The 14,833-nt window shown below is 68.1% G+C and carries 14 protein-coding genes; 8 read left to right on the top strand and 6 right to left on the bottom strand.

Annotated elements, in window-relative coordinates:
* The first annotated feature begins 135 nt into the window (after positions 1-135).
* Positions 136-2,109, top strand: a complete 1,974-nt coding sequence (locus CFB89_RS26610; protein WP_089470449.1) for a Xaa-Pro dipeptidyl-peptidase — start codon at positions 136-138, stop codon at positions 2,107-2,109.
* A 235-nt stretch (positions 2,110-2,344) separates the two neighbouring features.
* Here the strand turns inward: CFB89_RS26610 and CFB89_RS26615 are convergent, their stop codons facing one another.
* Positions 2,345-3,274 (bottom strand): 2-hydroxyacid dehydrogenase, encoded by a 930-nt coding sequence (locus tag CFB89_RS26615; protein ID WP_089470450.1) that lies wholly within the window; start codon positions 3,272-3,274, stop codon positions 2,345-2,347.
* A gap of 165 nt (positions 3,275-3,439) precedes the next feature.
* On the opposite strand from CFB89_RS26615, the gene CFB89_RS26620 reads away from it, so the two are divergent.
* The 7 genes from CFB89_RS26620 to CFB89_RS26650 all read left to right on the top strand — a co-directional run bounded on the left by CFB89_RS26620 (position 3,440) and on the right by CFB89_RS26650 (position 8,944).
* Positions 3,440-4,363, top strand: coding sequence for an ABC transporter substrate-binding protein (locus CFB89_RS26620; RefSeq protein WP_089470451.1), 924 nt, complete (start codon positions 3,440-3,442; stop codon positions 4,361-4,363).
* On the top strand, positions 4,360-5,538 hold the full coding sequence (locus CFB89_RS26625) for an ABC transporter permease (protein ID WP_089470452.1): 1,179 nt from the start codon (positions 4,360-4,362) through the stop codon (positions 5,536-5,538). The genes CFB89_RS26620 and CFB89_RS26625 overlap by 4 nt, the downstream gene beginning before the upstream one ends.
* Positions 5,535-6,488: an ABC transporter ATP-binding protein gene (locus tag CFB89_RS26630; protein WP_089470453.1), complete on the top strand. Its 954-nt coding sequence runs from the start codon at positions 5,535-5,537 to the stop codon at positions 6,486-6,488. The genes CFB89_RS26625 and CFB89_RS26630 overlap by 4 nt, the downstream gene beginning before the upstream one ends.
* On the top strand, positions 6,485-7,252 hold the full coding sequence (locus CFB89_RS26635; RefSeq protein ID WP_089470454.1) for an ABC transporter permease: 768 nt from the start codon (positions 6,485-6,487) through the stop codon (positions 7,250-7,252). Before CFB89_RS26630 ends, CFB89_RS26635 begins: the two co-directional genes overlap by 4 nt.
* Before the next feature lie 32 nt (positions 7,253-7,284).
* Entirely contained in the window at positions 7,285-7,680 is a 396-nt protein-coding gene (gene arr / locus CFB89_RS26640) for an NAD(+)--rifampin ADP-ribosyltransferase (RefSeq protein WP_089470455.1), read from the top strand.
* Between the two features lie 157 nt (positions 7,681-7,837).
* Positions 7,838-8,524, top strand: coding sequence for a lytic transglycosylase domain-containing protein (locus CFB89_RS26645; RefSeq protein WP_089470456.1), 687 nt, complete (start codon positions 7,838-7,840; stop codon positions 8,522-8,524).
* Between the two features lie 21 nt (positions 8,525-8,545).
* A complete protein-coding gene (locus CFB89_RS26650) occupies positions 8,546-8,944 on the top strand; it encodes a lysozyme inhibitor LprI family protein (RefSeq protein WP_256979764.1) in 399 nt (132 codons plus the stop codon).
* Between the two features lie 235 nt (positions 8,945-9,179).
* Here CFB89_RS26650 and CFB89_RS26655 read toward each other — a convergent pair whose 3' ends face one another.
* The 5 genes from CFB89_RS26655 to CFB89_RS26675 are packed head-to-tail and all read right to left on the bottom strand — an operon-like array spanning position 9,180 to position 14,828.
* Positions 9,180-9,620: a dihydroneopterin aldolase gene (locus CFB89_RS26655; RefSeq protein WP_089470458.1), complete on the bottom strand. Its 441-nt coding sequence runs from the start codon at positions 9,618-9,620 to the stop codon at positions 9,180-9,182.
* Positions 9,617-10,249 carry a sarcosine oxidase subunit gamma gene (locus CFB89_RS26660; protein WP_089470459.1) on the bottom strand — a complete coding sequence of 211 codons (633 nt, stop codon included), beginning with the start codon at positions 10,247-10,249 and terminating at the stop codon, positions 9,617-9,619. The genes CFB89_RS26655 and CFB89_RS26660 overlap by 4 nt, the downstream gene beginning before the upstream one ends.
* Positions 10,239-13,250 carry a sarcosine oxidase subunit alpha family protein gene (locus tag CFB89_RS26665; protein WP_089470460.1) on the bottom strand — a complete coding sequence of 1,004 codons (3,012 nt, stop codon included), beginning with the start codon at positions 13,248-13,250 and terminating at the stop codon, positions 10,239-10,241. Before CFB89_RS26665 ends, CFB89_RS26660 begins: the two co-directional genes overlap by 11 nt.
* Positions 13,247-13,561, bottom strand: a complete 315-nt coding sequence (locus CFB89_RS26670; protein ID WP_027808690.1) for a sarcosine oxidase subunit delta — start codon at positions 13,559-13,561, stop codon at positions 13,247-13,249. Before CFB89_RS26670 ends, CFB89_RS26665 begins: the two co-directional genes overlap by 4 nt.
* Positions 13,562-13,583: 22 nt before the next feature.
* Entirely contained in the window at positions 13,584-14,828 is a 1,245-nt protein-coding gene (locus tag CFB89_RS26675) for a sarcosine oxidase subunit beta family protein (RefSeq protein WP_006480591.1), read from the bottom strand.
* Positions 14,829-14,833: the final 5 nt, after the last annotated feature.

Raw genomic sequence — 14,833 nt, forward strand, 5'->3', positions numbered from 1 at the left:
GAGATCCTCATCCGTCTCGCCCGCCGTTTTTGATGGTGCAGTTCCGCTTCATCCGACGCAGCACCCGGCCAGGCAGCAGGGGGCGTATCGCGAGCCGGCCGGTTCCAGACAATCACAAGAGACGAGGTCGATTCAATGAACATTCATCGAACCGGAGTGCGGCGCGCATGGCTGCCCGCGCTCGTGGCGGCCGCGACGCTCGCCGCGTGCGGCGGCGACGACGACGGCGGCAGCGTGGCGGGCGCGTCGGCGCTCGCGCAGGCCCAACAGGAGGGAGCCGCCGCCGCGGCCGATACATCCGGCACGCAATCGCTCGCGTCGCGCTTTTCGCCGTCCGGCGTGCCTTACGCGAATCCGGCAAGCGGCGGACGCTACAAGCCGGTGATCAGCAACGGCCAGGTGCAGCCGTCGCTGTCGGGCGGCACGATCGAGGAAAACGCTTGGGTCGACACGCCGGTCGATTCCGACGGCGACGGCACGCGCGACCGCATCCACGTGCGGATCGTGCGGCCGTCCGAAACCGCGAACGGCGCGCGCACGCCCGTCATCGTGCTCGCGAGCCCGTATTACGCGGGGCTCGCCGACAGCCCCAACCACGACGTCGACGTCGAACTCGACGGCACGCCGCATCCGGCCGCGGCCGCCGGCGCCCCGGCATCGGCCTCCCCGCGCATCCTCGCCGCCGCGCCGCAATCGCGGATGCTGCAGCAGGTCGAGGCGGCGGCCGCCGGCCGCTCGTGGATCGAAAGCTACTTCGTGCCGCGCGGCTTCACGATCGTCTATGCGGATTCGCTCGGCACCGCCGGCTCGGACGGCTGCCCGACGATCCTGACGCGCGACGAATCGGTCGCGATGGCGTCGGTGATACGCTGGCTCGGCCGCGACGCGACCGCGAAGGACGCGAACGGCAAGACGGTCGTCGCGAACTGGTCGACCGGCCACGTCGGCATGTACGGCGTGTCGTACGACGGCACGCTGCCGAAGATGGTCGCGAGCCTGCGCACGCGCGGGCTCGACGCGATCGTGCCGATCGCCGGGCTGTCGAACATGTACGGCTACTACCGCTCGGGCGGCCTCGTGCGCGCGCCGGAAGGCTATCAGGGCGAGGATGTCGACGTGTACATCAAGGCGCTGCTGACGAACGCGCATCCGGAGCGCTGCACGCATCTGATCGACGAAGCGCTGCAGCAGGAAGACCGCAAGACCGGCGACTATTCGCCGTTCTGGGCCGCGCGCGACATTCCGACCGCGTTCGCGGTCGCGCCGGCGCTCGTCGCGCAAGGGCTCACCGACGACAACGTGCGTGTCGACCAGTCGACGTCGTGGTATCTGGCGATGCGACGCCAGGGCGTGCCGACCCAGCTGTGGCTGCATCGCCTGAAGCACACCGATCCGACCCGCGTGCCGGCGATGGCCGACGCATGGACGGCGGAGGTGAACCGGTGGTTCACGCGCTACCTGATCGGCTATGACAACGGCGTCGAACAGGATTCGCGCGCGGTGATCGCGCAGGCGGACGGCACGCTGCTGAAGGAAGCCGATTGGGCCGCGCGCCACGCGACGCCGGTCACGTACTTCGCGGGCGGCGACGGCGCGAGCACCGGCACGCTGCTGCGGCTGCCGAGCGGCGGCCCGCTCGCGCGCTTCACCGACGACGCGCGCATTCCCGCGCTCACGCTGGCGAACACGCCGACCGGCGAAAACCGCAGCCGCTTCGAGACCGCCCCGCTGACGGCCGCGGCACGCCTGTCCGGCACCGCGACCGCGCGCGTCAGGCTGACGTTCACGGGCGTCGCGAACGTGACGGCGCTGCTGGTCGACCGTGCGCCGGACGGCACGGCGACGATCGTCACGCGCGCGTGGACCGACCCGCGCAACCGGCTCTCCGAGTGGGTGTCGCAACCGGTGCTGCCCGGCATGCCGTACGACCTGAAGCTGACGTTCATGCCGCGCGACTACAAGCTGGAAGCCGGCCACCGGCTGGGGCTCGTCGTCCTCTCCAGCGATTACGAGGCGACGCTGCGGCCGACGCCGGGCACCGGGCTGACGCTCGATCCGGCCGGCACGTCGGTGACGGTGCCGCTGGCTTCGCCGTCGACCGGCGCGTAACCGTGCGCCGGCTGCCGGCGTAACGGCGCCGCGTCCCCCGCCTGCATGCCCGTCGATGCGGGCGGGGGATCGCTAGATGAAGGAGTATCAGGTCGATCGTCGCGAAATCGTGCCGAGCGGCGAACACCACCCGTTCGGCTGAATTGATCCCGATGCCGACAAGCCGGCGAACCCGCAGGATTTCTGTCAAGCATTCTGCAAGCAGGCGGACTGATTCGACGCCGCCACCCGGCGCTCACACCGGCGTCAACACCGGCTGCCCCGCGAAGTGCCGCGCCGCGTTCTCGAGAAACTGCCGCACCGAACGATCGAGCGCCTCGGGCGACCAGCCGCCCATGTGCGGCGTCAGCACGACGCTGTCGAGATCGGTCAGCGCACGCGGCGGCTCCGGCTCGCCTTCGTACACGTCGAGCCCAGCGCCCGCGATGCGCCGCTCGCGCAGCGCGTCTGCCAAAGCAGCGGTATCGACAACGCTGCCGCGCGACACGTTGACGAGAAAACCGTCGGGGCCGAGCGCGTCGAGCACGGTGCGATCGATCAGATGCCGCGTGCCCGCGCCGCCCGGCGTCGCGACGATCAGGAAATCGGCCCACTGCGCGAGCGCGTCGATCCGGTCGAAATAGCGGTACGGCACGGGCTTCTCCGACCGGTTGTGATAACCGATCTCGATGTCGAAGCCGGCTGCGCGACGCGCGCACTTCTCGCCGATCTTGCCGAGTCCGACGATGCCGAGCTTCTTGCCCGACACGTTCGGCGGCATCGACAACCCGTCGCGCCACACGCCCGCCCGGGTCTTCGCATCGAGCTGCACGACGTTGCGCACCGCCGCGAGCAGCAGCGCGAACGCGTGATCGGCGACGCAATCGTCATTGGTGCCGGCCCCCGTGACCACGGTGATGCCGCGCGCCTTCGCGTGGGCCACATCGATGTGCTCGTAGCCCGCGCCGAGCGCGCTGACGAAGGTCAGCTGCGGCAGCCGGTCGATCTCGGCGGCGGTCAGCCCCGTGCTGCCGTTGGTCAGCACCGCGCGGATCGTGCCGCCGTGCTCGGCGACCGCGCGTTCGCGCGCATCGGAAGTCGGGGCGTAACGCACGTCGAACGACGCGGCGATCTCGCGATGCGCGTCGCCGCGCAGTGCGATGAGGACCAGCAGCTCGGGCTTCATGTCAGCAAGTGTCCGCAGGCGGGGTGAATTTCAGTGTAACAAGCCCGTGCGACGGTTGCGGGTTATCCCCACATCGGCTGTGGACACGCCGCCGCACGCGGTTTGCCAAAGCCCGCTCAGTCAAGTAACTTTCGGCGTACGCCCCCGTCCTGGAGATTGGCCCCGATGAAGCTCGCCCTGCCCGCCCGGATCCTGGGCCTCGCGTTCGCCGCCGCGATCGTCGCGCCCGGCGCGCACGCCGACACGCCCGTCGTGGTGTCGTCGAAGATCGACACCGAAGGCAACCTGCTCGGCAACCTCATTTCACAGGTGCTGAAGGCCCACGGCATTCCCGTCACCGAGAAGATCGCGCTCGGCACGACGCCGATCGTGCGCAAGGCGCTCACGAGCGGCGAGATCGACATCTACCCCGAATACACGGGCAACGCCGCGTTCTTCTTCAACAAGGCCGACGATCCGGTGTGGAAGAACGCGAGCCAAGGCTACGACACCGCGAAGAAACTCGACTACGCGGCGAACCATCTCGTATGGCTCGCACCGGCGCCCGCGAACAACACGTGGGGCGTCGCGCTGATCGCGCCCGTCGCGCAGTCGCAGCATCTGAAGACCTTCTCCGACTTCGGCAAGTGGGTAGCCGGCGGCGGCAAGGTGAAGCTCGCGGCCTCGGCCGAATTCGTGAACAGCGCGTCCGCGCTGCCGTCGTTCGAGAAGGCGTACGGCTTCAAGCTGAAGCCCGAGCAGCTCGTCGTGCTGTCCGGCGGCGACACGGCCGCGACGATCAAGGCCGCCGCGAACCAGACCGACGGCGTGAACGCCGCGATGGTCTACGGCACCGACGGCGGCATCGCATCGAGCGGCCTCGCGGTGCTCGACGACGACAAGCACGTGCAGCCCGTCTACGCGCCGGCGCCGGTGATCCGCGAAGCCGCGCTGAAAGCGCATCCGCAGATCGCCGACTTGCTGAAGCCCGTATTCGCGAGCCTCGGCCTGAAAACGCTGCAATCGCTGAACGCCCGCATCCAGCTCAACGGCGAGCCGGCGGCCGGCGTCGCGAAAAGCTACCTGAAAGCGAAGGGCTTCGTGAAATGACGGCGCGCGCGGCGGCGTCCGCGCGGCGCGTCACGCTCGACAAGGTCGGCATCCTGATCGGCATGCTGACGATCGTCGCGGTGTTCGGCCTGTCGTTCGCGGTCCTGCGGCCGAACCGGATCGCGGCCGGCACCGGACTGTCGGTGTTCGCCGCGCTGCCCGCCATGCAGGGCGCCGCGCTCGCCGCGCTGTGGACCGTCGGCGCGCTGTGGGCGATGACGGCGAGCCGTCCCGTGTGGCGGCTCGCGGCCGGCTGCGCGGGGCTCGCGACGCTCGCGTATGCGGTCGGCGCGGCGGCAACGCACGTCGTCGCGCCCGACGACATGCTGGCCCGCGTGTCGCCCGACGCCGGCGTCTGGCTGCTGCTGTTCGCGTGGGCCGTGCTGATCGCCGACGCGCTCGCGCGCCTCGCGTTCGGCCCGTGGCGGCGCCTCGCCGCGCTCGCCGTCGCGATAGCGGCGGTTTCGGTGCCGCTCGCGAGCGGCTGGTGGGACGGTCTCTCCGTGATGCGCGAATACGCGGTGCGCAGCGACGATTTCTGGCGCGAAGCGATCCGTCACGTATCGCTCGCGGGCGGCTCGGTGGCCGCCGCGCTCGTCGCGGGCGTGCCGCTCGGCATCGCCTGCGCGCGCATCGCGACGGTGCGCACCGTCGCGATGCCCGTGCTCAATATCGTGCAGACGATCCCCAGCATCGCGATGTACGGGCTGATGATGGCGCCGCTCGGCCTGCTCGCCGCGCACGTGCCGCTCGCGGCCGCGCTCGGCATCCGCGGGATCGGCGTCGCGCCGGCCGTGCTCGCGCTGTTCCTCTACTCGCTGCTGCCGATCGCCTCGAGCGTCGTGGTCGGGCTCGAACAGGTGCCGCCGCACGTGACCGAAGCCGCGCGCGCGATGGGCATGACGCGTGCGCAGCGGCTGCTGCGCGTCGATCTCGTGCTCGCGCTGCCGGTGATCCTGAGCGGCGTGCGCATCGTGCTCGTCCAGAACATCGGGCTGACCGCGGTGGCCGCGCTGATCGGCGGCGGCGGATTCGGCACCTTCATCTTCCAGGGGATCGGGCAATCGGCCGCCGATCTCGTGCTGCTCGGCGCGATCCCGACGATCGCGCTCGCACTGGCGGCCGCCGTCGTGTTCGAAGCCGCGACGTCGCTCGCGAAGGGACGTGCAGGATGATCGAGATCGAACGAGTCGGCAAACGCTTCGGCGACGCGGTCGCCGTCGACGACGTATCGCTGACGATGCAACGCGGCACGATCACCGCGCTCGTCGGCGCCTCGGGCAGCGGCAAGTCGACGCTCCTGCGCATGATCAACCGGCTGATCGCGCCGACCAGCGGCACGATCCGCATCGACGGCGTCGATACGGCGACCGTTGCACCCGAGCAGTTGCGGCGCGGCATCGGCTACGCGATCCAGGGGCATGGACTGTTTCCGCACTGGAGCGTCGCGCGCAACATCGCGACCGTGCCGCGCCTGCTCGGCTGGCCGGCCGAACGCATCGACGCGCGCGTGAACGAACTGCTCGACCTGTTCCATCTCGCGCCGGCCGAATTCGCGGGCAAGCTGCCGCACGAACTGTCGGGCGGCCAGCAGCAGCGCGTCGGCGTGGCGCGCGCCCTTGCGGCCGAGCCCGCGATGCTGCTGATGGACGAACCGTTCGGCGCGCTCGACCCGATCATCCGCAACAAGGCGCAGGACGACCTGTTCGCGCTGCAGCGCCGCCTCGGCATCACGGTCGTGATCGTCACGCACGATATCGAGGAAGCGCTGAAGCTCGGCGACACGATCGCGGTGATGGACGGAGGCCGGCTGCTGCAGGTCGCGTCGCCGGCCGAGATTCTCGGCAAGCCGGCAGCCGGTGTGGTCGAACAGCTCGTCGCGGGCGTCGACCGGCCGCTGCGCCTGCTCGCGCTCACGCCGATCGACGCCGTGGCCGAAGCCGGCCACGCCGACGGCGAACCGATCGCGGCGACGCGCACGCTGCGCGATGCGGTGTCCGAATTGTTGTGGCGCGGCGTCGATGCGCTGCCCGTCGACGATACGGCCGACGGCAACCGCCACGCACATAGCCCCCGCCGCATCACGCTCGACGCGATCCGCTCGCACGCGAGGCAGCCCGCATGACGACGCACGGCAGCATGCGGCCCAAGCGATCTTCGTTTCCCGCGTACGTCGCCCGCGCGGCCGCGCTCGCGCTGCTGCTCGTGCTGCTGTTGCGCCCCGCGTGGCTGCAGGGCCTGTTCGCACCGTTCGCGGACAACGGCGCACCGGTGATCTACGATCGGGCGAGCCTGCTCGATCTCACGCTCGCCCATCTCGGCACGGTCGCGCTGTCGAGCCTGATCGGCACGATCATCGCGGTCGCGGCCGGCATCGCGGTCACGCGGCCGTTCGGCGCGGATTTCCTGCCGGTCGCGCGCAGCGTCGTCGACATCGGCCAGACCTTCCCGCCGGTCGCCGTGCTCGCGCTTGCCGTGCCGGCCGTCGGCTTCGGACTGAAACCCGTGCTGATCGCGCTCGTGCTGTACGGGCTCCTGCCGGTTTTCGAAAGCACGATCGCGGGGATCGAGGACGTGCCGCGCGACGTCGTCGACGCCGCGCGCGGGATGGGGATGAGCGGCTGGCAGCAACTGGTATCCGTCGAGCTGCCGCTCGCGTTCCCGGTGATCGTCAACGGCATCCGCCTCGCGGTCGTGATCAATCTCGGCACCGCGACGATCGGCTCGACGGTCGCCGCGCGCGGGCTCGGCGACGTGATCATCGCGGGCCTGCAGACGTCGAACACGGCGTTCGTGCTGCAAGGCGGCGTGATCGTCGGCTTGCTCGCGGTGCTCGTCAGCGATGCGATCGGCGCGATGGCGCGGGTAGCGAGCGCGCGGCGCGCGTAGCAGCCGGTGCGAAATTCTTCGAAGGAGAAACCATGGCTGCCTTGGACACCGGCCCGTTTTTTCATGGCACGAAAGCGGATTTGCGGATCGGCGACTTGCTGACGGCAGGCTTCAGATCGAATTATCGGCATGACGTCGTGATGAATCACATTTATTTCACGGCGCTGCCCAAAGGCGCCGGCCTGGCTGCTGAAATGGCCAGAGGCGAAGGCCGGCCGCGCGTCTACATCGTCGAGCCCACCGGCGAATTCGAAAACGACCCGAACGTCACGGACAAGAAATTCCCCGGCAATCCGACGCGATCGTATCGGAGCACCTCGCCTTTGAAGATCGTCGGCGAACTCGATAGCTGGGAACCCTACGATCCGGCATTCATCCAGGAGCTCAGAATCCGGATCGAAACCGGCATTGGCGAGATCATCAACTAGCGTTCATGCGGACTCCGATGCGTGTCCGCGCAACGATCGGCGCGTCGATCATCGCGAACGTGACAAGCCTACACGTCGCTTTCATTCGAGCCGGTGCTCGACCACTCGCCGCGATTGGCCGATATACTATGCGCCTCCCATTTCCCCGCACTCGACCATGCGACGACGGTTCTTCTGGCTGATCGTGCTTTCGCTCGGCATTGCGCAACAGGCCGCGGCGCAGCAGGCGCCCGCATTGCATGCCTCCGCGCCCGACGCACTGGCATCGACGCCGACTGTCGCGTCCGCACCGCTCGCGAACGCCAACGATCAGCCTAACGAAGCAAACCGCCGCATCACGTCCTACCTGACCAAGAAATTCGGCGTCGCAAGAGAAAAGGCCGCGAAGCTCGCCGATATCGTGAGCGTCACCGCGACGAAATATTCGCTGCCGCCGGCACTCGTTTACGCGATTATTTCGATCGAATCGCGCTTCCAGGAAAAGGCGCGCGGCCAGCATGGCGCGACCGGTTTGATGCAGGTCGTGCCGTCCGCGCACCGCGGCATGCTGCGCGACGTGAAGGACCTGACCGAGCCGAATGCGAACGTCGAGGTCGGTTCGCGGATCCTGTCAGGCTATGTGAAAGCAGCCGGCGGCAACGTGCAGGCCGGGCTGAAAAGCTACAGCGGCGGATCCAGTGCGTATGCGGCGAAAGTGATGCAGCGGGTCGATTCGTTCCGGTTCGTGCTCGAACCCGACGACGATGCGAAAAGCGCGAATACCGGGAACGACGAGAAGGCGCACATGGTGCCGGTCAGCGATCCGTCCGGCTCCGCGTCCGCCGCGAACCGCAACGCGAAGTAAGCAATGGGCGCCCGCGTTCGCATGGCTTCGGCCCGTCGCTGCGCGGCCCGGCTGTTCGCCATTGCCGCGCTGTCGGCCGGCCCTGTATCGGCGTTCGCCGCCGTCGACTGCGAACAGGCCGGGCCGACGATGGAAGCCGTGCGACGTTGCGTGCTCGATCAGCAGCTGCAGCAAGTCGACAGCGCGTACCGGTCGCTTGCGCGCACACTGCGACAACGCAATCCCGACGCTGCCGCCCAGCTCGCGAAATCGCAGACGAGTTGGGCCGCCTTTGCCGGCGATACGTGCGACTACGTGAAAACCGTCAATCCGCAGCAAACGATACCGAGCGACGCCTGGCTGAGTTGTTGGGTGGATTTCAGTCAGGCACGCGTGCGCATCCTGAAGAAGTGGGAAGCCCAGTTGACGCAGCCGAACTGAACTGCCGCCCGTCCCGTGTCGCCCGTCGCTCCCGTACGCAACGCGCACGCCAGCGACCGGAGCCGATGCAGCATCGAATTGTTCCGGCATTTCAGGAACAAACGACTCAATGGCCGGCGGCGGCCCATTATTCTGATATTTCAGGAACTGTAAACGAGTGCGGCGGCGCATTCGCGCCGCCGCCCCATGGAATCGCCGGATCACCTCCCTCGTGCCTTGATCCAGCCCCCTTTGATCAAAGCTGCCCCGCAGCCCCCGTCCACCGCAGGTAATCGCCGCGCGTCCAGTCGAGCGACACGCCCACGCGCTTGGTCCCCGGCCGGATCTTCGGCTTGTGCACCGACAGCGTCAGCGATTCCAGCGCCGGCCATTCGCGGAACGACAGCACCGCGAGATCGGCAACGAGCGTTTCAAGCAACCGCGTATGCGGCTTGTTCGACAGGAACGACGCGACGCGCGCGCAGTAGCCGTCATAGTCGATCCACTCGCCCTGCTCGCTCGGCTCGCAGCGATACCCGAGCCGCGCATCGATCACGATCGGCTGCGGCGCTTCATGCTCGTGCGCATGAATGCCGATCCGCGCGGGCACTTTCAGTTCGTCGACGAACACGCTCCAGCCGCGCCCGCGCAGGCGCGGCGCGTCGATCGCCACGAACGGTTCGTCGAACGGCTTCATGATGCGAGCGGCGCCGCGGCGTCGAGCATGATGCGCACGAAATAGTCGGCGAAGCTGCGGCGCAGGACGATTTCGAACGTGTCGTCGCCGGTCGGGATCAGCGTGATCGGCGACTTGAAGTAGTGCGACTGCGCGCACTGGCCCGGCTTGAACACGCGCGGATGCAGATCGAGCGGGCAGCCGCGCGCGATCACGTCGCGCACGCGTTCGCCGGTGATCTCGACGACCGTGTAGCCGCTGCCGACGTCGACGGCCGCCGCGTACAAGCCCTGCACGGCTTCCGCCAGCTTCGCTTCGAGCACGCCGGCCTGAACCGGCCCGTTCGACCGCACGAGCCATTCGTCGGGGCCGAGCCACAGCACGTCGTACTCGGCGCCGCGCGCCACCGTGTTCGGCACCGCGGGCGGCCGGCAGCCGACCACGCGCTCGAACGCGGCGACGAATGCCGGGTCGCTCAACTCGCCGCGCACGTTGACGAGATCGAGGAACGGCCGCTCGCGCAGCGTGAACTTCTTCGAAGCGCGCGCCTGGTGCGGCTTCAGCACGTCGGCCGCACCGACGAACGGCGATTCAAGCGTCACGCCGCCCGCGCCCGCCACCTGCGTCTGGTTTCTCGTTTCATTCCACATGCTGACGCACCCCTTCGGTATCGTAGAAAACCGGGCTCGAGATCTTCGCGGTGATGCGGCGGCCGTTGGCCAGCGGAATCACGACGCTCTCGCCCATCTTGTTCAGGCCGCCCTTCACCACCGCGAGCGCGATCGAGCGCTTCAGGATCGGGCTGTAATAGCTCGACGTCACGTGGCCGATCATCGGCGTCGGATCGGTTGCCGACACTTGCGTGTCCTTCGCGATGATCTGCGCGCCTTCCGGCAGCACGAACTGTTCGTCTTCGGTCAGCAGGCCGACGAACTGCTTGCGGCCTTCCTTCGACGTATCGGAGCGCGACAGCGAGCGCTTGCCAAGGAAGTCCTTCGATTTCGCGACGACACCGCCCATCCCGAGGTCGAACGGCGTGATCGAGCCGTCGGTATCCTGGCCGACGATGATGTAGCCCTTCTCCGCGCGCAGCACGTGCATCGTCTCGGTGCCGTACGGCGTGATGTCGAACTCGGCGCCGGCCGCCATCAGCGCTTCCCACACCGCGCGGCCCGCATTCGCCGGCACGTTCACTTCGTAGGCCAGCTCGCCCGAGAAGCTGATCCGCATCACGCGCGCCTTCGCGCCGGCGACGGTGCCGTTGCGGTAGCTCATGAACGGGAACGCTTCATTGCCGAAGTCGATGTCCTGGCACACCTTCTGCACGACCTTGCGGCTCTTCGGGCCGACCACCGCGAACGTCGCCCAGTGATCGGTGACGGACGCGAGCCGCACCTTCATGTCGGGCCATTCGGTCTGCAGCCAGCGTTCGAGCCACGTCAGCACGCGCGCCGCGCCGCCGGTGGTGGTCGTCATCATGAAATGCTGGTCGGCGAGGCGCACGGTCACGCCGTCGTCGAACACCATCCCGTTTTCGTCGAGCATCAGCCCGTAGCGGCACTTGCCCACTTCGAGCTTGTTCCACGGGTTCGTGTACATCCAGTTCAGCAGCTTCACCGCGTCCGGGCCCTGGATGTCGATCTTGCCGAGCGTCGACGCGTCGAGAATGCCGACGCTGTTACGCACCGCGAGACACTCGCGCTTCACCGCCGCATGGAGATCCTCGCCGTTCTTCGGGAAATACCACGGCCGCTTCCAGTTGCCGACGTCCTCGAACATCGCGCCGTGCTCGACGTGCCATTCGTGCACGGCCGTCTTGCGGATCGGGTCGAGGAAATCGCCCGTCTCGCGGCCCGCGAACGTGCCGAACGACACGGGCGTGTAGTTCGGGCGGAACGTCGTCGTGCCCGTTTCGGGGATCGTCTTGCCGAGCGCGCCCGCGAGGATCGCCATCCCGTTGATGTTGCCGAGCTTGCCTTGATCGGTGCCGAAGCCCATCGCCGTATAGCGCTTCACGTGCTCGACCGACTCGAAGCCTTCGCGCGCGGCGAGCAGGATGTCGGCCGCCGCGACGTCGTTCTGGAAATCGACGAACTGCTTCGGCCCGCGTGCCGCGGCTTCACGGCTGCCGACGAGCCACAACGGCTGCAATGCACCTTCGACGGCTTCGGCGACCTGCGGCGCGGCCGGGCGCTGCGCGGCCGTGAAGCCGGCCGCCTTCGCCGCTTCCACGCCCGCATCGACCGCGAGGCGCAGCGCACGGGCGAGCCCGAATTCGCCGGCCGCCGCGCCGATGCTCGCTTCGGCCTGCACGGGCTTGCCGGGCAGGAAACACGCCTTCTCGTCGTTCCAGCACGCCTTGCCGCCCGACTGCGCGAACAGGTGCAGCACCGGGCTGAAGCCGCCCGACATCGCGACGAGGTCGCACGGCAGCGTCTGCAGCTTGCCGCCGGTCTGGCCGTTCGAGTAGGACGCGACGTCGACCGACGATACGCGCCACTTGCCCGAAGCGGCCGTGACGACCGCACCGCTCATCACCGTCACGCCCTGCCGCTTGGCCGCCGCCGGCAGCGCGCCGTTCGACGACGCGCGCGAATCGACGACCGTCACCTTCGCGCCGCACGCCTTCAGGTCGAGCGCGGTCTGGTATGCGCGGTCGTTGTTCGTGAACACGACCACGTTGCGGCCCGGCATCACGCCGAAGCGATGCACGTAGGTCGACACCGCGCCCGCCAGCATCACGCCCGGCAGGTCGTTGTTGCCGAACACGATCGGCCGCTCGTGCGCGCCGGTCGCGAGGATCACGCGCTTCGCGCGGACCTTCCACAGCAGCTCGCGCGTGCCCTTGCGCATCGATACCGGCAGATGATCGGTCAGGCGCTGCGTGACCGTCACGAGGTTGTGGTCCTGATAGCCGAACGCGGTGCTGCGCGACAGGATCGTCACGTCGGGCAGCTTGCGCAGCTCGGCCTCGATCTTCTCGACCCATTGCAGCGCGGGCTTCGCGTCGATCTCCGCGCGGCACGACAGCAGGCTGCCGCCGAGTTCGCGCTGGTCGTCGACGAGGATCACGCGCGCGCCGGCCGTGGCGGCCGCATGCGCGGCGGCGAGGCCCGACGGGCCACCGCCGACCACGAGCACGTCGCAGTGCGCGTAGCACTTGTCGTAGCGATCGGCGTCGAGCACCTCGGGCGCCTTGCCGAGGCCGGCCGCTTCGCGGATCTTCTCTTCGTACTTCGGCCACATGTTGCGCGGCCACATGAAGGTCTTGTAGTAGAACCCGGCCGGCATGAAGCGCGAGAACTTCTGGTTGATCGCGTACTTGTCGTTCTCGAGCGTCGGCTCGGCGTTCACGCTCGTCGCGACGAGGCCCTGATACAGCTCGATCTCGGTCGCGCGCGCGTTCGGCACCGTGTACGGGCCGGTCTCGAGCTGTACGACGGCGTTCGGTTCCGCGACGTCGGCCGTCACGATCCCGCGCGGGCGGTGGTACTTGAAGCTGCGCGCGACGAAGTGCACGCCGTTCGCGAGCAGCGCGGACGCGAGCGTATCGCCCTGGAAGCCCTGATACGTGCGGCCGTTGAACGTGAACGTCAGCGGAATCGCGCGATTGATGCGGCCACCGGTGCCGAGGCGGTCTTTCTGGCTCATTTGCTCGTGCCCTCTTCGTGTGCGTTGCCGGCAGCGGCGCCCTGGTTGGCGGCCCCGCCGAACTTTTCGTAGCCTTTGATATCGTAGGTCACCGTGTCGCGCGTGACCTTGAACCAGCGGCGGCAACCCTGCGTATGCAGCCATTGCTCCTTGTGCAGCCCGCGCTTGTTCTCGCGCATGAACACGTATTCGCCCCATTCGCGGTCGGTCATCGTCTCGTTCGCCACCGGGCGCACGATGTCGGCTTCACCGCCGCACGTGAACTCGGATTCGGCGCGCGGCCCGCACCACGGACATTCGATCAGCAACATGTTTCTTTCTCCTTCAGTGCGGTTAGTGCGCGACGGCGGCTGCGCCGTGCTCGTCGATCAGGTGGCCCGTGTAGAAACGGTCGAGTGCGAACGGCGCGTTCAGCGGATGCGGTTCGTCGCGGGCGATCGTGTGCGCGAACACCCAGCCCGAGCCGGGCGTCGCCTTGAAGCCGCCGGTGCCCCAGCCGCAGTTGAAGTACAGGCCCTTCACGTCGGTCTTGGTGATGATCGGGCACGCGTCCGGCGACACGTCGACGATGCCGCCCCACTGGCGGTTCATCCGCACGCGCGAGAACACCGGGAACATCTCGACGATCGCCTGCAGCGTGCTTTCGATGATGTGGAAGCTGCCGCGCTGGCCGAAGCCCGTGTACTGGTCGATACCGGCGCCGATCACGAGGTCGCCCTTGTCGGACTGGCTGATGTACGCGTGCACCGCGTTCGACATGATCACCGAGTTGACGACCGGCTTGATCGGCTCGGACACCAGCGCCTGCAGCGGGTGGCTTTCGATCGGCAAACGCACGCCGGCCATGTCGGCGAGCGTCGTCGTGTTGCCGGCCGCGACCACCGCGACCTTCTTCGCCTTGATGAAGCCCTTCACCGTATCGACGCCGACCACCGCCCCGCCTTCGCGGCGAATGCCCGTCACCTGGCAGTTCTGGATGATGTCGACGCCGGCGCGGTCCGCACCGCGCGCGAAGCCCCAGGCCACCGCGTCGTGGCGCGCGACGCCCGCACGGCGCTGAATCGATGCGCCGAGCACCGGGTAGCGGCTGTTCAGGTTGATCGTCGGCTCGATTTCCTTGATCTGCGCGGGCGTCAGGAATTCGGCGTCGACGCCGTTCAGCCGGTTCGCGTTCACGCGCCGCTCGGTGTCGCGCACGTCCTGCAGCGTGTGCGCGAGGTTCATCACGCCGCGCTGGCTGAACATCACGTTGTAGTTGAGATCCTGCGACAGCCCTTCCCACAGCTTCATCGCCTTCTCGTACAGCGCGGCCGATTCGTCCCACAGATAGTTCGAGCGCACGATCGTCGTGTTGCGCGCGGTGTTGCCGCCGCCGATCCAGCCCTTCTCGAGGATCGCGACGTTCGTGATCCCGTGCTCCTTCGCGAGGTAGTACGCGGTCGCGAGGCCGTGGCCGCCGCCGCCGACGATCACGACGTCGTATTCCTTCTTCGGCTCCGGGCTCTTCCACTGCTTTTCCCAGTTCTCGTGATACGAGAGGCCGTTGCGGAACAGGCTGAATATCGAGTAGCGGCTCATGTTTG

The sequence above is a fragment of the Burkholderia sp. AU16741 genome, from assembly GCF_002223345.1.
In the GTDB taxonomy this organism is placed as follows: domain Bacteria; phylum Pseudomonadota; class Gammaproteobacteria; order Burkholderiales; family Burkholderiaceae; genus Burkholderia; species Burkholderia sola.